This is a genomic window from Escherichia sp. WS1450 (genome assembly GCF_046487395.1).
Taxonomy (GTDB): Bacteria; Pseudomonadota; Gammaproteobacteria; order Enterobacterales; family Enterobacteriaceae; genus Escherichia; species Escherichia coli.
The window spans coordinates 42,843-60,774 of sequence record NZ_JBJQJO010000009.1; the positions used below are offsets into that span (position 1 = coordinate 42,843).

Annotated in this window: 21 protein-coding genes and 3 tRNA genes; 18 read left to right on the plus strand and 6 right to left on the minus strand. The window is 49.0% G+C overall.

Annotated elements, in window-relative coordinates; all coding sequences use genetic code 11:
* Positions 1–58: 58 nt before the first annotated feature.
* The 5 genes from tcyJ to sdiA all read left to right on the plus strand — a co-directional run bounded on the left by tcyJ (position 59) and on the right by sdiA (position 4,334).
* On the plus strand, positions 59–859 hold the full coding sequence (gene tcyJ, locus ACJHYR_RS12845; protein WP_059328139.1) for a cystine ABC transporter substrate-binding protein: 801 nt from the start codon (positions 59–61) through the stop codon (positions 857–859).
* Between the two features lie 104 nt (positions 860–963).
* Positions 964–1,950 carry a D-cysteine desulfhydrase gene (gene dcyD / locus ACJHYR_RS12850; RefSeq protein ID WP_001128215.1) on the plus strand — a complete coding sequence of 329 codons (987 nt, stop codon included), beginning with the start codon at positions 964–966 and terminating at the stop codon, positions 1,948–1,950.
* Positions 1,951–1,964: 14 nt separating this feature from the next.
* Positions 1,965–2,633: a cystine ABC transporter permease gene (gene tcyL / locus ACJHYR_RS12855; RefSeq protein ID WP_001158220.1), complete on the plus strand. Its 669-nt coding sequence runs from the start codon at positions 1,965–1,967 to the stop codon at positions 2,631–2,633.
* Positions 2,630–3,382: an L-cystine ABC transporter ATP-binding protein TcyN gene (gene tcyN, locus ACJHYR_RS12860; protein ID WP_059328140.1), complete on the plus strand. Its 753-nt coding sequence runs from the start codon at positions 2,630–2,632 to the stop codon at positions 3,380–3,382. Before tcyL ends, tcyN begins: the two co-directional genes overlap by 4 nt.
* Positions 3,383–3,611: 229 nt before the next feature.
* On the plus strand, positions 3,612–4,334 hold the full coding sequence (sdiA, locus tag ACJHYR_RS12865) for a transcriptional regulator SdiA (RefSeq protein WP_001154271.1): 723 nt from the start codon (positions 3,612–3,614) through the stop codon (positions 4,332–4,334).
* Positions 4,335–4,401: 67 nt separating this feature from the next.
* On the opposite strand, the gene yecF is transcribed toward sdiA, so the two are convergent.
* Positions 4,402–4,626, minus strand: a complete 225-nt coding sequence (yecF, locus tag ACJHYR_RS12870; RefSeq protein WP_000106474.1) for a DUF2594 family protein YecF — start codon at positions 4,624–4,626, stop codon at positions 4,402–4,404.
* Positions 4,613–4,789 (minus strand): protein YecU, encoded by a 177-nt coding sequence (yecU, locus tag ACJHYR_RS12875; protein ID WP_000590347.1) that lies wholly within the window; start codon positions 4,787–4,789, stop codon positions 4,613–4,615. Before yecU ends, yecF begins: the two co-directional genes overlap by 14 nt.
* Positions 4,790–5,084: 295 nt before the next feature.
* Between yecU and uvrY the strand changes: the two genes are divergently transcribed.
* The 7 genes from uvrY (at position 5,085) to yecA (ending at position 9,490) form a co-directional block, all read left to right on the plus strand.
* Positions 5,085–5,741 (plus strand): UvrY/SirA/GacA family response regulator transcription factor, encoded by a 657-nt coding sequence (gene uvrY / locus ACJHYR_RS12880; RefSeq protein WP_000611328.1) that lies wholly within the window; start codon positions 5,085–5,087, stop codon positions 5,739–5,741.
* On the plus strand, positions 5,738–7,570 hold the full coding sequence (uvrC, locus tag ACJHYR_RS12885) for an excinuclease ABC subunit UvrC (protein WP_001551272.1): 1,833 nt from the start codon (positions 5,738–5,740) through the stop codon (positions 7,568–7,570). The genes uvrY and uvrC overlap by 4 nt, the downstream gene beginning before the upstream one ends.
* 56 nt (positions 7,571–7,626) lie before the next feature.
* Positions 7,627–8,175: a CDP-diacylglycerol--glycerol-3-phosphate 3-phosphatidyltransferase gene (gene pgsA, locus ACJHYR_RS12890; protein WP_001160187.1), complete on the plus strand. Its 549-nt coding sequence runs from the start codon at positions 7,627–7,629 to the stop codon at positions 8,173–8,175.
* Between the two features lie 151 nt (positions 8,176–8,326).
* Positions 8,327–8,402 (plus strand) — tRNA-Gly (locus tag ACJHYR_RS12895).
* Positions 8,403–8,456: 54 nt separating this feature from the next.
* Positions 8,457–8,530 (plus strand) — tRNA-Cys (locus ACJHYR_RS12900).
* Between the two features lie 12 nt (positions 8,531–8,542).
* A tRNA-Leu gene (locus ACJHYR_RS12905) sits at positions 8,543–8,629 on the plus strand.
* 195 nt (positions 8,630–8,824) lie between these two features.
* On the plus strand, positions 8,825–9,490 hold the full coding sequence (gene yecA, locus ACJHYR_RS12910; protein ID WP_000847882.1) for a UPF0149 family protein YecA: 666 nt from the start codon (positions 8,825–8,827) through the stop codon (positions 9,488–9,490).
* A gap of 49 nt (positions 9,491–9,539) precedes the next feature.
* Here yecA and tyrP read toward each other — a convergent pair whose 3' ends face one another.
* The gene (gene tyrP / locus ACJHYR_RS12915) at positions 9,540–10,751 is read right to left on the minus strand and encodes a tyrosine transporter TyrP (protein WP_000797585.1); all 1,212 of its coding nucleotides are present in this window, start codon (positions 10,749–10,751) and stop codon (positions 9,540–9,542) included.
* A gap of 190 nt (positions 10,752–10,941) precedes the next feature.
* On the opposite strand from tyrP, the gene ACJHYR_RS12920 reads away from it, so the two are divergent.
* Positions 10,942–11,181 (plus strand): YecH family metal-binding protein, encoded by a 240-nt coding sequence (locus ACJHYR_RS12920; RefSeq protein ID WP_000377224.1) that lies wholly within the window; start codon positions 10,942–10,944, stop codon positions 11,179–11,181.
* A 37-nt stretch (positions 11,182–11,218) separates the two neighbouring features.
* Here the strand turns inward: ACJHYR_RS12920 and ftnA are convergent, their stop codons facing one another.
* Positions 11,219–11,716 carry a non-heme ferritin gene (gene ftnA / locus ACJHYR_RS12925; RefSeq protein WP_001314831.1) on the minus strand — a complete coding sequence of 166 codons (498 nt, stop codon included), beginning with the start codon at positions 11,714–11,716 and terminating at the stop codon, positions 11,219–11,221.
* A 171-nt stretch (positions 11,717–11,887) separates the two neighbouring features.
* Entirely contained in the window at positions 11,888–12,211 is a 324-nt protein-coding gene (locus ACJHYR_RS12930) for a YecR-like lipofamily protein (RefSeq protein WP_001237856.1), read from the minus strand.
* Positions 12,212–12,473: 262 nt separating this feature from the next.
* On the opposite strand from ACJHYR_RS12930, the gene azuC reads away from it, so the two are divergent.
* Together azuC and yecJ are read left to right on the plus strand one after the other, a co-directional pair.
* Entirely contained in the window at positions 12,474–12,560 is an 87-nt protein-coding gene (gene azuC, locus ACJHYR_RS12935) for a stress response protein AzuC (protein ID WP_010723106.1), read from the plus strand.
* Positions 12,561–12,674: 114 nt separating this feature from the next.
* Positions 12,675–12,926 carry a DUF2766 family protein YecJ gene (yecJ, locus tag ACJHYR_RS12940; RefSeq protein WP_000082127.1) on the plus strand — a complete coding sequence of 84 codons (252 nt, stop codon included), beginning with the start codon at positions 12,675–12,677 and terminating at the stop codon, positions 12,924–12,926.
* 79 nt (positions 12,927–13,005) lie between these two features.
* On the opposite strand, the gene ACJHYR_RS12945 is transcribed toward yecJ, so the two are convergent.
* Positions 13,006–13,509, minus strand: a complete 504-nt coding sequence (locus ACJHYR_RS12945; RefSeq protein ID WP_000179469.1) for a non-heme ferritin-like protein — start codon at positions 13,507–13,509, stop codon at positions 13,006–13,008.
* Positions 13,510–14,303: 794 nt separating this feature from the next.
* On the opposite strand from ACJHYR_RS12945, the gene araF reads away from it, so the two are divergent.
* From araF to araH, 3 genes are all read left to right on the plus strand, one after another.
* On the plus strand, positions 14,304–15,293 hold the full coding sequence (gene araF / locus ACJHYR_RS12950) for an arabinose ABC transporter substrate-binding protein AraF (protein WP_000548675.1): 990 nt from the start codon (positions 14,304–14,306) through the stop codon (positions 15,291–15,293).
* 69 nt (positions 15,294–15,362) lie between these two features.
* Positions 15,363–16,877, plus strand: a complete 1,515-nt coding sequence (araG, locus tag ACJHYR_RS12955; RefSeq protein WP_001187819.1) for an arabinose ABC transporter ATP-binding protein AraG — start codon at positions 15,363–15,365, stop codon at positions 16,875–16,877.
* 14 nt (positions 16,878–16,891) lie between these two features.
* On the plus strand, positions 16,892–17,878 hold the full coding sequence (gene araH / locus ACJHYR_RS12960) for an arabinose ABC transporter permease AraH (protein WP_001314829.1): 987 nt from the start codon (positions 16,892–16,894) through the stop codon (positions 17,876–17,878).
* Positions 17,879–17,932 lie beyond the last annotated feature (54 nt).

Genomic DNA, 17,932 nt, shown 5'->3' on the forward strand with positions numbered 1-17,932 from the left:
TGTGTTTACAAACAATGGCTCTACACTGCAAACAGACATAACAACATTCGGGGTGAATATGAAATTAGCACATCTGGGACGTCAGGCATTGATGGGTGTGATGGCCGTGGCGCTGGTTGCGGGCATGAGCGTTAAAAGTTTTGCAGATGAAGGTCTGCTTAATAAAGTCAAAGAGCGCGGCACGCTGCTGGTAGGGCTGGAAGGAACTTATCCGCCGTTCAGTTTTCAGGGGGATGACGGCAAATTAACCGGTTTTGAAGTGGAATTTGCCCAACAGCTGGCAAAACATCTTGGCGTTGAGGCGTCACTAAAACCGACCAAATGGGACGGTATGCTGGCGTCGCTGGACTCTAAACGCATTGATGTGGTGATTAATCAGGTCACCATTTCTGACGAGCGCAAGAAAAAATACGATTTCTCTACCCCGTACACCATTTCCGGTATTCAGGCGCTGGTGAAAAAAGGTAACGAAGGCACCATTAAAACGGCTGATGATCTGAAAGGCAAAAAAGTGGGTGTCGGTCTGGGCACCAACTATGAAGAGTGGCTGCGTCAGAATGTTCAGGGCGTCGATGTGCGTACCTATGATGATGACCCGACCAAATATCAGGATTTGCGCGTAGGCCGTATTGATGCGATCCTCGTTGACCGTCTGGCAGCGCTGGATCTGGTAAAGAAAACCAACGATACGCTGGCAGTAACCGGTGAAGCATTCTCCCGTCAGGAGTCTGGCGTGGCGCTGCGTAAAGGAAATGAAGACCTGCTGAAAGCAGTGAATGATGCAATTGCGGAAATGCAAAAAGACGGCACTCTGCAAGCGCTTTCCAAAAAATGGTTTGGTGCTGATGTGACCAAATAATCAGCATAATGACAAAAAAGGGCGCTTTCACTAGCGCCTTTTTTATTTACGCGTTTTCAGCGTGCATAATAAGAAAATCACAACAACACACATCGGAGGCTGTTATGCCACTGCATAATTTAACCCGTTTTCCACGGCTGGAGTTTATCGGCGCGCCAACACCGCTCGAATATCTGCCGCGCTTTTCTGATTATCTTGGACGGGAAATTTTCATCAAACGGGATGACGTCACTCCCATGGCAATGGGCGGCAATAAATTACGTAAGCTGGAATTTCTCGCGGCAGATGCTCTGCGTGAAGGTGCCGATACGCTGATTACTGCTGGGGCGATCCAGTCTAACCATGTGCGCCAGACTGCCGCAGTCGCTGCGAAACTCGGTCTGCACTGCGTGGCGCTGCTGGAAAATCCTATTGGCACAACCGCAGAAAACTATTTAACCAACGGCAATCGTTTGTTGCTGGATCTGTTCAATACCCAGATTGAAATGTGCGACGCACTGACCGATCCCAATGCCCAACTGGAAGAGCTGGCGACGCGAGTCGAAGCACAAGGCTTTCGCCCGTATGTCATTCCGGTTGGCGGTTCTAATGCTCTGGGCGCGCTAGGTTATGTGGAGAGTGCGCTGGAAATCGCGCAACAGTGTGAAGGGGCGGTTAATATTTCGTCGGTGGTGGTCGCGTCGGGCAGTGCCGGAACTCACGCCGGACTGGCTGTTGGGCTGGAACACCTGATGCCTGAAAGCGAACTGATTGGCGTGACCGTGTCGCGTTCCGTTGCCGATCAATTGCCGAAAGTGGTTAACCTACAACAGGCGATTGCGAAAGAACTGGAGCTGACCGCATCAGCGGAAATTTTACTCTGGGATGACTATTTTGCACCTGGCTACGGCGTGCCGAACGACGAAGGCATGGAAGCAGTGAAATTGCTGGCGCGGCTGGAAGGCATTCTGCTTGATCCTGTGTATACCGGAAAAGCGATGGCGGGGCTGATTGACGGTATCAGTCAGAAACGCTTCAAAGATGAAGGGCCGATTCTGTTTATTCATACCGGCGGCGCGCCTGCGCTGTTCGCCTATCATCCCCACGTTTAGCTCCGGAAACGCTCATGCAAGAAAGTATACAACTGGTTATTGATTCCTTGCCGTTCCTGCTGAAAGGGGCTGGGTATACGCTGCAACTCAGTATCGGCGGCATGTTTTTTGGCTTACTGCTAGGGTTTATTCTCGCGCTGATGCGCCTTTCACCAATCTGGCCCGTGCGCTGGCTGGCGCGTTTTTATATCTCTATTTTTCGTGGTACGCCACTCATCGCACAACTGTTTATGATCTATTACGGCCTGCCGCAGTTTGGCATCGAACTAGATCCCATTCCGTCAGCAATGATTGGTCTGTCGCTAAACACTGCCGCCTATGCTGCCGAAACGCTGCGCGCCGCCATTTCTTCTATTGATAAAGGTCAGTGGGAAGCTGCTGCCAGTATTGGTATGACGCCATGGCAGACCATGCGTCGCGCGATTTTGCCACAGGCGGCGCGGGTGGCGTTGCCGCCGCTGTCGAACAGCTTTATCAGCCTGGTAAAAGATACGTCGCTGGCCGCGACAATCCAGGTGCCGGAGCTGTTCCGTCAGGCGCAGTTGATTACCTCGCGTACGCTGGAGGTGTTCACCATGTATCTGGCGGCTTCGCTCATCTACTGGATCATGGCGACAGTGTTATCGACGTTGCAGAACCATTTTGAGAATCAACTTAATCGCCAGGAGAGAGAACCAAAATGAGTGCCATTGAAGTTAAGAACCTGGTGAAAAAATTTCACGGTCAGACGGTGCTGCACGGTATCGACCTCGAGGTAAAGCCTGGCGAAGTAGTGGCAATTATCGGTCCGAGTGGTTCCGGCAAAACCACGTTGCTACGCAGCATAAATCTGCTGGAACAACCGGAAGCGGGAACCATCACCGTTGGCGATATCACTATTGATACTGCACGTTCATTAAGTCAGCAAAAATCGCTGATTCGCCAGTTGCGTCAGCACGTCGGGTTTGTCTTCCAGAACTTTAATTTGTTTCCGCATCGTACGGTGCTGGAGAACATTATTGAAGGGCCGGTGATCGTCAAAGGCGAACCGAAAGAAGAGGCCACGGTGCGCGCTCGCGAGCTGTTGGCGAAAGTTGGGCTGGCAGGTAAAGAAACCAGCTATCCACGTCGTTTGTCTGGCGGTCAACAGCAGCGTGTCGCGATTGCGCGAGCGCTGGCTATGCGTCCTGAAGTGATTTTGTTTGACGAGCCAACGTCGGCGCTGGATCCAGAGCTGGTGGGCGAAGTCCTGAACACCATCCGCCAGCTGGCGCAGGAAAAGCGCACGATGGTGATTGTGACGCACGAAATGAGCTTTGCCCGGGATGTTGCGGACCGGGCGATCTTTATGGACCAGGGGCGGATAGTCGAGCAGGGGGCCGCAAAAGCGTTATTTGCAGATCCCGAGCAGCCTCGCACCCGCCAGTTCCTCGAGAAGTTTCTGCTGCAATAATAAGAAAAAATCAGCCCCGACGATTCACCTGTCGGGGCGGGACGCCATTTCAAGCGTAATAAAAGTGCTTAACAAATCAGCATAACTCATTAATAACATAAGAGAATGCGATGGCTTGCAAAAGTAATTCATTGCCTGAATAATATAAATTATATATAAATCTTATTTATGTGATAGTTTGAATTATCATTATAAATGATACTCACTCTCAGGGGCGTTGCGGTTTACTATGCAGGATACGGATTTTTTCAGCTGGCGTCGCACGATGCTGTTGCGTTTTCAGAGGATGGAGGCCGCAGAAGAGGTCTACCATGAAATAGAGCTTCAGGCTCAGCAGCTGGAGTACGACTACTATTCGTTATGTGTTCGCCACCCGGTACCATTCACGCGACCTAAAGTGGCTTTCTACACCAATTACCCTGAGGCGTGGGTTAGTTATTATCAGGCAAAAAACTTTCTCGCAATTGATCCGGTGCTGAACCCTGAAAACTTTAGTCAGGGCCATTTAATGTGGAATGATGACTTATTCAGCGAAGCTCAGCCGTTATGGGAAGCCGCGCGCGCGCATGGTTTACGCCGCGGTGTCACTCAGTATTTAATGCTGCCAAATCGGGCGCTGGGCTTTTTGTCCTTTTCCCGTTGCAGCACGCGCGAAATACCCATTCTTAGTGATGAACTGCAATTAAAAATGCAGTTACTGGTGCGCGAAAGTCTGATGGCTCTGATGCGTTTAAATGATGAAATAGTGATGACGCCAGAGATGAATTTCAGCAAGCGCGAAAAAGAAATTTTGAAATGGACGGCGGAAGGGAAGACATCAGCAGAGATAGCGATGATTTTGTCAATCTCTGAGAATACGGTCAATTTCCATCAGAAAAACATGCAGAAAAAAATCAATGCACCAAATAAGACCCAGGTGGCCTGTTACGCGGCCGCTACTGGCTTAATTTGATCTCTTTTCTGTTCTGCGTGCCAGATGCAAAAACCGGCTGAAAGGCACGCTCTCAGCCGGTTTTATATTACTGACGGTAGGCTTGTTTAATTTGCTTAACCGTTTTGGAAAATACTGCAGCCTGGGTTTCGTCTTCGATCAGCGCAAGCTGTTTTTCCATCTTTAACATCACGCGGCCCGCGTCAGCTTGTCCCATCGCCTGCAGCATCAGCGTCAGCATCGCTTTCAGGCAGGAGACTTCATTTGCCAGTTCTTGATTATTCTCGGCAGTAGAAAAATCAGGCGTACTCATTTATTTTCCTCGTCATGTTGCAATGAAAATTTGCGGTGAAAAATGTTAAGGCGGCGGAGTATACCATAAGCTTTGCTAAAAATAGCAGTGGTTGTTTTTTGAGCGTGATATCGGCAGTGCTATAAAATACGTTAATATAATGACCAATAAATATTTTTATCATGAATGTTTTTTGCCCGTATTGTTCGGGTTAATTAATGTTACATATTCAGCGGGCTGATTTTCATTTTTGCTGAATAAAGTCAATTTTTGTCACATTTCATCGTAGGGCTTACTGTGAAACGATCCCGGAAGCCGTTGGTGACGGGCGTGACCATAACTGTGGACAATCGAATTTACAAAAACGAGAGAAAAATCGAATACCCACCATTTTTAACGTTTCAAAGTTGCAATAAAAACCGCTAATATACGAATGACTAACTATCAGTAGCGTTATCCCTATTTCTGGAGATATTCCTTTGATCAACGTTCTACTTGTTGATGACCACGAACTGGTGCGCGCAGGGATACGACGCATTCTGGAAGATATAAAGGGTATAAAAGTCGTCGGAGAGGCATCGTGCGGTGAAGACGCCGTTAAGTGGTGCCGGGCAAATGCCGTTGACGTGGTGCTAATGGACATGAGTATGCCGGGCATTGGCGGTCTTGAGGCGACGCGTAAAATCGCGCGTTCCACAGCTGATGTCAAAATCATCATGCTTACCGTCCATACAGAAAACCCTTTACCAGCGAAAGTCATGCAGGCCGGTGCTGCTGGCTACCTCAGCAAAGGCGCGGCTCCGCAGGAAGTCGTGAGTGCGATCCGTTCTGTCTATTCAGGGCAGCGTTACATTGCTTCTGACATCGCTCAACAAATGGCGTTAAGCCAGATCGAACCAGAAAAAACAGAAAGCCCATTTGCCAGTTTGTCTGAACGTGAATTGCAGATTATGCTGATGATCACCAAGGGCCAGAAGGTCAATGAGATCTCAGAACAGCTCAATCTCAGTCCGAAAACGGTGAACAGCTACCGCTATCGTATGTTCAGTAAACTAAACATTCATGGCGATGTTGAGCTGACTCACCTGGCAATTCGCCATGGTCTGTGTAATGCGGAGACATTATCAAGTCAGTGAGTGATCAGTTTGACGCAAAAGCGTTTTTAAAAACCGTAACCAGCCAGCCAGGCGTTTATCGCATGTACGATGCTGGTGGTACGGTTATCTATGTCGGCAAAGCGAAAGACCTGAAAAAACGGCTTTCCAGCTATTTCCGTAGCAACCTCGCTTCGCGCAAAACCGAAGCGCTGGTCGCCCAGATCCAGCAAATTGATGTAACGGTTACTCATACAGAAACCGAAGCGCTGTTGCTGGAACACAACTACATCAAACTCTATCAGCCGCGTTACAACGTTTTGCTACGCGATGATAAATCTTATCCCTTTATCTTCCTGAGTGGCGATACCCATCCGCGTCTGGCGATGCATCGTGGTGCGAAGCATGCTAAAGGTGAATATTTCGGCCCGTTCCCGAATGGCTATGCCGTACGTGAAACACTGGCGCTACTGCAAAAGATATTCCCCATTCGCCAGTGCGAAAATAGTGTTTATCGCAATCGCTCGCGTCCGTGTCTGCAATATCAGATAGGGCGCTGTCTGGGACCGTGCGTTGAAGGACTGGTGAGTGAAGAAGAATACGCTCAGCAGGTCGAGTATGTGCGCCTGTTTTTGTCTGGCAAAGATGATCAGGTGCTTACGCAACTCATTAGCCGTATGGAAACTGCCAGCCAGAATCTGGAGTTTGAAGAAGCGGCACGTATTCGCGACCAAATTCAGGCGGTGCGACGCGTCACCGAAAAACAGTTTGTGTCCAATACCGGCGACGACCTCGACGTTATTGGTGTGGCGTTCGATGCGGGAATGGCTTGTGTCCATGTATTGTTCATTCGTCAGGGCAAAGTGCTCGGCAGCCGCAGCTATTTCCCGAAAGTGCCTGGCGGTACGGAACTGAGCGAGGTGGTAGAAACCTTCGTAGGTCAGTTCTATTTACAAGGCAGCCAGATGCGCACCTTACCGGGTGAGATCCTGCTCGATTTTAATCTTAGCGATAAAACGCTGCTCGCCGATTCCCTTTCAGAACTGGCGGGACGCAAGATTAATGTTCAAACCAAACCTCGCGGCGATCGGGCGCGTTATCTGAAACTCGCGCGCACCAATGCGGCGACGGCCTTAACCAGCAAACTTTCGCAGCAATCTACCGTTCACCAGCGACTGACCGCGCTTGCCAGCGTGTTGAAATTGCCGGAAGTGAAGCGGATGGAGTGCTTTGACATCAGCCATACCATGGGTGAACAAACCGTCGCTTCCTGTGTGGTGTTTGATGCTAACGGCCCGCTGCGTGCGGAGTATCGGCGCTATAACATTACTGGCATCACGCCGGGCGATGATTATGCGGCGATGAATCAGGTGCTGCGTCGGCGTTATGGTAAAGCCATCGACGACAGTAAGATCCCGGATGTGATCCTTATTGACGGCGGCAAAGGCCAGCTTGCGCAGGCGAAAAATGTCTTCGCCGAACTGGATGTCTCATGGGATAAAAATCATCCGCTGCTTCTTGGCGTTGCCAAAGGAGCAGATCGTAAGGCTGGGCTGGAAACGCTGTTCTTTGAGCCGGAAGGTGAGGGATTTATTTTGCCGCCAGATTCTCCCGCGCTGCATGTTATCCAGCATATTCGCGATGAATCACACGATCACGCGATTGGCGGGCACCGTAAGAAACGGGCGAAGGTCAAAAATACCAGTTCCCTGGAAACCATTGAAGGCGTCGGGCCAAAACGTCGGCAAATGTTGTTGAAATATATGGGCGGTTTGCAAGGTTTACGTAACGCCAGCGTTGAGGAAATTGCAAAAGTGCCGGGTATTTCGCAAGGTCTGGCAGAAAAGATCTTCTGGTCGTTGAAACATTGATGTCTCTGTAGCAACATAGGGGTAATCTTACTGACAACAGATAGTTACCCGTCATTATGCAATTTAATATCCCTACGTTGCTTACACTGTTCCGTGTCATCCTTATCCCATTCTTTGTATTGGTCTTTTATCTGCCTGTCACCTGGTCGCCGTTTGCCGCCGCGCTCATTTTCTGCGTCGCGGCGGTGACTGACTGGTTCGATGGTTTTCTGGCACGCCGCTGGAACCAGAGTACCCGGTTTGGTGCTTTCCTTGACCCTGTGGCAGATAAAGTTCTCGTGGCTATCGCCATGGTGCTGGTAACCGAGCATTATCACAGCTGGTGGGTGACCTTACCGGCAGCAACGATGATCGCCCGTGAAATTATTATTTCTGCGCTACGTGAATGGATGGCGGAGTTGGGTAAACGCAGTAGCGTGGCTGTCTCCTGGATTGGGAAAGTGAAAACCACTGCCCAGATGGTGGCGTTGGCCTGGCTGCTGTGGCGTCCGAACATTTGGGTTGAGTACGCCGGTATTGCACTTTTCTTTGTGGCTGCGGTACTGACTCTGTGGTCAATGTTGCAATATTTGAGCGCTGCGCGTGCAGATTTGCTTGATCAGTGATCGTTTCGGCGCAATTTTCAGCAAACGATCAAAAGTGGTGAAAAATATCGTTGACTCATCGCGCCAGGTAAGTAGAATGCAACGCATCGAACGGCGGCACTGATTGCCAGACGATAATAAAATCAAGTGATTAACTGATTGCTTGATGAATGCGGGAATAGCTCAGTTGGTAGAGCACGACCTTGCCAAGGTCGGGGTCGCGAGTTCGAGTCTCGTTTCCCGCTCCAGTTTAAAAGACATCGGCGTCAAGCGGATGTCTGGCTGAAAGGCCTGAAGAATTTGGCGCGTTAACAAAGCGGTTATGTAGCGGATTGCAAATCCGTCTAGTCCGGTTCGACTCCGGAACGCGCCTCCACTTTCTTCCCGAGCCCGGATGGTGGAATCGGTAGACACAAGGGATTTAAAATCCCTCGGCGTTCGCGCTGTGCGGGTTCAAGTCCCGCTCCGGGTACCATGAGAAAGATAAGAATAAAATCAAAGCAATAAGCAGTGTCGTGAAACCACCTTCGGGTGGTTTTTTTGTGCCTGCAACTTGTCGTTACACCCTCCTTAATTTTTAATCACCGCCAAAGCCACTCAAAAAGTATCTCTGTTACGGACCGACATGTAAGATAGGTGCTGGCGAGTTGAGATCCACAAGGAAAAGCGTATGAAAACGGGACCGTTAAACGAAAGTGAGTTGGAATGGCTGGACGATATTCTGACCAAATACAACACTGACCACGCCATTCTTGATGTGGCGGAGCTGGACGGTTTATTGACGGCGGTGTTGAGTTCTCCGCAAGAGATTGAACCGGCACAGTGGCTGGTTGCCGTGTGGGGTGGGGCTGACTATGTGCCGCGCTGGGCATCAGAGAAAGAGATGACGCGCTTTATGAACCTGGCCTTTCAACATATGGCCGATACCGCAGAGCGTCTGAACGAATTCCCGGAGCAGTTTGAGCCGTTATTCGGTTTGCGAGAAGTCGATGGCAGCGAGCTGACGATTGTTGAGGAATGGTGCTTTGGCTATATGCGGGGCGTGGCACTTTCTGACTGGTCAACGTTGCCCGATTCGTTAAAACCGGCGCTGGAGGCGATTGCGCTGCACGGTACTGAGGAAAACTTCGAGCGGGTAGAGAAGATGTCGCCAGAAGCGTTTGAAGAGAGCGTAGATGCCATTCGACTGGCGGCGCTTGATTTACATGCATACTGGATGGCGCATCCGCAGGAAAAAGCTGTTCAGCAACCGATCAAAGCAGAAGAGAAACCGGGTCGTAACGATCCTTGTCCGTGCGGCAGTGGTAAGAAATTTAAGCAGTGCTGCCTGCATTAAGAGGTCAAATTGGGTGTCAGCGTTAATTCTGGCACCCAATAAGATCTAATCATCCCACTTCTGGTAACAAGCCTGCCGCAATCAAAAATTGCACGCCAATCACAGCAATACCACAGAGAAACACCACCACCAGCGCCGGACGACCACCTTTCACCCGGTAACCCGCCTGAGGATTGTGCTTTCTGCTTTGCCAGGTCAACAGCGAAGGGATAATCAATGCCAGTATCGCCAGCGCCACACCGGCGTAACCCAGCGCCATCACAAATCCTCGTGGATAAAACAGTGCAAACGCTAACGGCGGCAGAAAGGTAATTGCACCAGTTTGCAATCGTCCACCAACGGTATTTGAACGCTGAAACAAATCTGCCAGATAATCAAATAAACCTAACGCAACGCCGAGAAATGACGTGGCGAGGGCTAAATCAGCAAATAAATGCACCGCCAGCTCAACATGCGGAGAGGCCACCATTTCGCGTAACGCCTGTAACAGCCCGTTTAATCCGGCATGATTAGCCAGCAATCCCATAAAGGTTGTTGAATCAATGCTGCCAAGCGTCGCCAGCTGCCAGAAAATATATGCCACCAGAGGGATCGCACTACCGGTTATAAACACCCAGCGTAGCTTACGAATATTGCCATCCATATAACTGACAATGCTCGGCACGCTACCGTGAAAACCAAACGACGTAAAAATCACCGGGATTGCAGACAGTGCCAGCCCCTGTTGCAACGGCAGGGTTAAAAGATTCACCTTATGAATATGCGGAAGTAGCAGTACCAGCATCACCACCAGAAAAATAATTTTGGCGCTGAACAGAAAACGGTTAAATAAATCGACCAGCGAAGTTCCGACACAAACCACGCCACCGGCAACAAAAGTGAACAACAGCACGCCAGCGGTTGCCGACATTGAAATACCTGTCCAGTCGCTGATGCTGGAGGCCAACAATTCACCAGCACCGCTGATGTATGCCGCAGTCAGAGCATACATTAAGAACATCATACTGAAGCCCGTCAGCCACTGACCGTAGCGTCCCAGATAGCGTTTTGCCAGCGTGCCCAGACCGGTATCTGCCGGGACATGCTGGTACACCTCCAGTAGTAATAGCGCCGTGTAGCACATCAACCCCCAAAGCCCAATCAACAAGATTAACGTGACGCTAAAACCAACACCTGCCGCAGCCAGCGGCATTGCCAGCATGCCTGCGCCAATTGTGGTTCCCGCCACGATAAAAACACTTCCCAGAGTTCTGTTTTTCACGCTTTCTTCTGTCCTGACGATCTTTATGAGTGATATCTGCGGCGCAGGTTAAGGCATAACGGCTGCTTCGTCAAACCGGCGTTACATATGGTGTAAATATAAATGTACAATAAAATGCGTTCAGTCCTGCGCTGGCGCAAAGTCTTGGTAAGCGGCAATCGCTACGCTAGCTTTTTTTTGAGGAGGAACGATGGACTCTATTCACGGTCATGAAGTGTTAAATATGATGATTGAATCAGGTGAGCAATATACGCATGCCAGTCTGGAAGCTGCGATTAAAGCGCGTTTTGGTGAACAGGCACGTTTTCACACTTGCTCGGCAGAAGGGATGACAGCGGGAGAGCTGGTAGCGTTTCTGGCAGCAAAAGGCAAATTTATACCTTCGGAAGAAGGTTTTTCGACCGATCAGAGTAAGATTTGCCGTCACTGATTTGAAACGGCGGCAGCAAACCTGCCGCCGGAGAACATTAGTTTTGTGTGTCGAGGGTGGAGAGTTCTTTGTCGATAAAATACAAACCTTCGCCGCTTTTGCCTGCCAGACTTAATTTATCAATAATCGATTTGAACAGTTTCTCTTCTTCATGCTGCTCAGAAACATACCATTGCAGGAAATTAAATGTTGGGTAGTCCTGATTGGTCATTGCAGCATGAGCCAGTTCGTTAATTTTCTGCGTGATTAATTGTTCGTGTTTATAGGTTTCCTGGAATAATTCATCAAGTGAGGAATATTCAGCAAACGGAGATTCAACGGTATTAATACGCGGTAAATTGCCGGTATCAGTCAGATAATCAAACAGACGCTGCATATGCATCATCTCTTCCTGGGCGTGACGGCGCAGGAACGCGGCAGCACCTTCGAAGGTATGATAGCTGCACCAGGCGCTCATTTGCTGATAAAGCAGTGAAGAGTACAGTTCCAGGTTCATCTGCTCATTAAGTTTTTCAATCATTTCTGGTTTCAGCATGATAGTGCTCCACAAAGGTTATATTTGTTGCTGTGGCGTCACTATAATTTGTTATTTTATTATTTGCAAAAGGTAAAATATAAACTTCATTTATTAAAAATACGAATGGGAATAAAACGCATTACCGCTATTTATTTAATCAGCGAAGATCCCCCTCGCTGATTAAAATATTTAGAGAAAGACAGGGACGGCGGAATGATGGCACTGATATGACAAAGTGAATTCCGTATTCAAACATAAGGAACCCGCAAAGAGGCTACAGTTGCCTACTGGCTGACCAAAGGGGATCGCGTGGGTATAGCCTTCCTGCTGGCATGCGCGATCGGCGATCCCGCGACTGACATAACGATCGGTATGGGCATGCTGCAAAAAAGCCTGATCATAAACCAACCGAACAATACCTGTTGCCGCGTCAACTTCGCCCACATGAGCCTGGCGAGTAACTGTGCACCCCGCCAGCGTTATTAATGAAAGAGTCAGAATCAGAAGTCTCATGGTCCAGCCAGAAGAGTAAAAGAAAGCACTATTTTACGCGTTACAGCGCTGCGACAATGGCCGGAAAAGACGCCTGGCAGGCGCTATTTCTTGCCATCTGTAGGTGTCAGAAAGGGGGGGGCTGCTTTTTGATTATCATTTTTATAACATTAAAGAGGTATTTGTGTGATTTACATCACATAAAGATTGATTTTTGTGATGGTTGTCATATTATAAGCGCAAAGATAATAACACCTGCATAACAAATAGTCGGAGTGCCGCGATGAAACTGCGCAAGATCCTGAAAAGTATGTTCAATAACTATTGCAAGACGTTCAAAGACGTACCGCCAGGCAATATGTTCCGATAACAAAAAACCTGCTCCGGCAGGTTTTTTTGTGTCCTGATGACGGTGGATGTGACTATCGCTGAAGATGTGAAGCCGCTACTATAACGGCTTTCAAAATGCTATCAGGAGTTTACGATGTCCCAGCCGCTGAATGCCGATCAGGAACTGGTTTCTGATGTGGTTGCTTGCCAGTTGGTTATCAAACAAATTCTGGATGTTCTCGATGTAATCGCGCCCGTTGAAGTTCGTGAAAAAATGTCCAGCCAGCTGAAGAATATCGACTTTACTAACCATCCCGCCGCCGCAGACCCGGTCACCATGCGGGCAATCCAAAAAGCCATCGCGCTGATTGAACTCAAGTTTACCCCACAGGGCGAATCCCATTAAAAAAACCGCTGCTTCAAAAAGATGAGGCAGCGGTTTCTCAAAAACTTCATCGGCGCAATTGCATTAGCGCCGATGATGATCAATGCAGCTGATGCGACACGACATTCAGAACATGTTGGTCGGTCTGCACAGGGCACATACCAGCAAGTTTCGCACTGCGCACTTCATCAAGAATGGTTTGCAGCAACAGGCCATCATGCTGCTGTTCTTTTTCCAGATCGCGCAGGAAATTGACGGTTGAATCATCATTCAGTTCTTTAGCTTCATCGGCTAACTGCGCCAGCGTGCTTGAACGTTGCTCGTATTCTTCCATCGTTTTTTGGAACAGTTCTTCCAGAGAGTTCAGTTTTTCACCGGGAACATCAATGGCTTTAACGATGGGGGTAGCGCCGACACTCTTCATAAAGTTAAACATGCGCATCATTTGGGTCACATTACTCTGTGCCTGGGCGCGAAGGAAAGTGGCGGTGCCGTTCAGACTCTGTTCAGAACACCAGTTACTCAGGTGAAGGTAGAGATTGGATGCGTAAAACTCGCGGTTCATTTGAGAGTTGAGTTTGAGAAGCATTCCAGCGGTTGCCATACCTAATATCCTTATATCCAGAAGTGGAGAGGTGCAAGATAAATCAAAACACCATAATTACTGTTTGCAGAATAATTCCTTTCTGCCGGTCCGAAATGTGATCGTGGAGTCAATTCTGACGATGATCTGAAATAAGAATAACGTCTGAATGGGTATAAGAAAATGCTTAAATCATCAAGTTTATATATTTTTACATTTCATTGATGAAATCAATGTAACTGCAATGAATTTTAATGATAGTGCTTTTTGTATCTTGTTGATATTAATCGGTGAATTTGAATTCATGATGAAGCAATGATTTTTTAAAACGTTTTTTCATTTTTGCGGTATGGCTCTCAGTATACGTGTTCTGTTAATTAATGAGCACGGTGATAATTAATGGCGAAATGAATGACGCGCTTTTTCCACATCTTTGAGTTGCGGTTATTACACCCTTTAAAAACTCAACGCCAGGTAATGTGGCCTATTGACTGGTTAAAAAAAAGACATCCCGCTGGGTACCAAAGACAACAAGGATTTCCAGGCTAATCTTATGGATTAATCTGCTGTGCACTAGACAATTTGTCAGACAAATTGGCTTTTCCTTATGTCTTTTCCCGCTAAATTTATGCACGTTCTCACTGTAATTCTGCGATGTGATATTGCTCTCCTATGGAGAATTAATTTCTCGCTAAAACTATGTCAACACAGTCACTTATCTTTTAGTTAAAAGGTAATGCTTTGTTTTCCGATTAATTTAACGAATGTCATTCGTTTTTGCCCTACACAAAACGACACTAAAGCTGGAGAGAACCATGCACAAATTTACTAAAGCCCTGGCAGCCATTGGTCTGGCAGCCGTTATGTCACAATCCGCTATGGCGGAGAACCTGAAGCTCGGTTTCCTGGTGAAGCAACCGGAAGAGCCGTGGTTCCAGACCGAATGGAAGTTTGCCGATAAAGCTGGGAAGGATTTAGGGTTTGAAGTTATTAAGATTGCCGTGCCGGATGGCGAAAAAACATTGAACGCGATCGACAGCCTGGCTGCCAGTGGCGCAAAAGGTTTCGTTATTTGTACTCCGGACCCGAAACTCGGCTCTGCCATCGTGGCGAAAGCGCGTGGCTACGATATGAAAGTCATTGCCGTGGATGACCAGTTTGTTAACGCCAAAGGCAAGCCAATGGATACCGTTCCGCTGGTGATGATGGCAGCGACCAAAATTGGCGAACGTCAGGGCCAGGAACTGTATAAAGAGATGCAGAAACGTGGCTGGGATGTCAAAGAAAGCGCGGTGATGGCGATTACCGCCAACGAACTGGATACGGCTCGTCGCCGTACTACGGGGTCTATGGATGCGCTGAAAGCTGCAGGATTCCCGGAAAAACAAATTTATCAGGTACCTACCAAATCTAACGACATCCCGGGGGCATTTGACGCTGCCAACTCAATGCTGGTTCAACATCCGGAAGTTAAACATTGGCTGATCGTCGGTATGAACGACAGCACCGTGCTGGGCGGCGTACGCGCGACGGAAGGTCAGGGCTTTAAAGCGGCCGATATCATCGGTATCGGTATTAACGGTGTGGATGCGGTGAGCGAACTGTCTAAGGCACAGGCAACCGGCTTCTACGGTTCCCTGCTGCCAAGCCCGGACGTACATGGCTATAAATCCAGCGAAATGCTTTACAACTGGGTAGCAAAAGACGTTGAACCGCCAAAATTTACCGAAGTTACCGACGTGGTATTGATCACGCGTGACAACTTTAAAGAAGAACTGGAGAAAAAAGGTTTAGGCGGTAAGTAATTTGCCGGAAAAATTCCCCTCTGCATGATGCAGAGGGGGTGTGAACGACCAGTGATTCACGGAGACGTTATGCAACAGTCTACCCCGTATCTCTCATTTCGCGGCATCGGTAAAACGTTTCCCGGCGTTAAGGCGCTGACGGATATTAGTTTTGATTGCTATGCCGGTCAGGTTCATGCGTTGATGGGTGAAAATGGCGCAGGAAAATCAACTCTCTTAAAAATCCTCAGCGGCAACTATGCGCCAACCACGGGTTCTGTAGTGATTAATGGGCAGGAAATGTCCTTTTCTGACACGACCGCAGCACTTAACGCGGGTGTGGCGATTATTTACCAGGAACTGCATCTCGTGCCGGAAATGACCGTCGCGGAAAACATCTATCTCGGCCAGCTGCCGCATAAAGGCGGCATTGTGAATCGCTCATTGCTGAATTATGAGGCGGGTTTACAACTTAAACATCTTGGTATGGATATTGACCCGGACACGCCGCTGAAATATCTCTCCATTGGTCAGTGGCAGATGGTTGAAATCGCCAAGGCGCTGGCGCGTAACGCTAAAATTATCGCCTTTGATGAGCCAACCAGCTCCCTTTCTGCCCGCGAAATCGACAATCTTTTCCGCGTTATTCGTGAACTGCGAAAAGAGGGGCGGGTGATCTTATACGTTTCTCACCGTATGGAAGAAATATTTGCCCTCAGCGATGCCATCACTGTCTTTAAAGATGGACGTTATGTCAAAACCTTTACCGATATGCAGCAGGTTGATCACGACGCGCTGGTGCAGGCGATGGTCGGGCGCGACATTGGCGATATCTACGGCTGGCAACCGCGTAGTTATGGCGAGGAGCGCCTGCGTCTTGATGCTGTGAAAGCACCAGGCGTGCGTACGCCAATAAGTCTGGCGGTTCGCAGTGGAGAAATTGTCGGTCTGTTTGGTCTGGTCGGGGCAGGGCGTAGCGAATTAATGAAAGGCATGTTTGGCGGTACGCAAATCACCGCCGGTCAGGTTTATATCGACCAACAGCCGATCGATATTCGTAAACCGAGCCACGCCATTGCCGCAGGCATGATGCTCTGCCCGGAAGATCGCAAAGCCGAAGGCATTATTCCTGTGCACTCCGTTCGCGACAATATCAACATCAGTGCCAGACGCAAACATGTGCTCGGCGGTTGTGTAATCAACAACGGTTGGGAAGAAAACAATGCCGATCACCACATTCGTTCGCTCAATATCAAAACGCCGGGCGCTGAGCAACTGATCATGAATCTCTCAGGCGGAAATCAGCAAAAAGCCATTCTGGGCCGCTGGTTATCGGAAGAGATGAAGGTCATTTTGCTGGATGAACCTACGCGCGGCATTGATGTTGGCGCTAAGCACGAAATATATAACGTAATTTATGCGCTGGCGGCGCAGGGTGTGGCGGTGCTGTTTGCCTCCAGCGACTTACCTGAAGTCCTCGGCGTTGCCGACCGGATTGTGGTGATGCGCGAAGGTGAAATCGCCGGTGAATTGTTACACGAGCAGGCAGATGAGCGTCAGGCACTGAGCCTTGCGATGCCTAAAGTCAGCCAGGCAGTTGCCTGAGTAAGGAGAGTATGATGTCTTCTGTTTCTACATCGGGTTCTGGCGCACCTAAGTCGTCATTCAGCTTCGGGCGTATCTGGGATCAGTACGGCATGCTGGTGGTGTTTGCGGTGCTCTTTATCGCCTGTGCCATTTTTGTCCCGAACTTTGCCACCTTCATTAATATGAAAGGGTTGGGCCTGGCAATTTCCATGTCGGGGATGGTGGCTTGTGGCATGTTGTTCTGCCTTGCTTCCGGTGACTTTGACCTTTCTGTCGCCTCCGTAATTGCCTGTGCGGGTGTCACCACGGCGGTGGTTATCAACCTGACTGAAAGCCTGTGGATTGGCGTGGCAGCGGGTTTGTTGCTGGGCGTTCTCTGTGGCCTGGTCAATGGCTTTGTTATCGCCAAACTGAAAATAAATGCTCTGATCACGACACTGGCAACGATGCAGATTGTTCGAGGTCTGGCGTACATCATTTCAGACGGTAAAGCGGTCGGTATCGAAGATGAAAGCTTCTTTGCCCTTGGTTACGCCAACTGGTTCGGTCTGCCTGCGCCAATCTGGCTCACCGTCGCGTGTCTGGTTATCTTTGGTTTGCTGCTGAATAAAACCACCTTTGGTCGTAATACCCTGGCGATTGGCGGGAACGAAGAGGCTGCGCGTCTGGCGGGTGTACCGGTTGTTCGCACCAAAATTATTATCTTTGTTCTCTCTGGCCTGGTATCAGCGATAGCCGGAATTATTCTGGCTTCACGTATGACCAGTGGGCAGCCAATGACGTCGATTGGCTATGAGCTGATTGTGATCTCCGCCTGCGTTTTAGGTGGCGTTTCTCTGAAAGGCGGCATCGGAAAAATCTCATATGTGGTGGCGGGTATCTTAATTTTAGGCACCGTGGAAAACGCCATGAACCTGCTTAATATTTCTCCTTTCGCACAGTACGTAGTTCGCGGCTTAATCCTGCTGGCAGCGGTGATTTTCGACCGTTACAAGCAAAAAGCGAAACGCACTGTCTGATGCTTTTTTCCACAACAATTTAGCGTTTTTTCCCACCACAGCCAGCCGCCACAA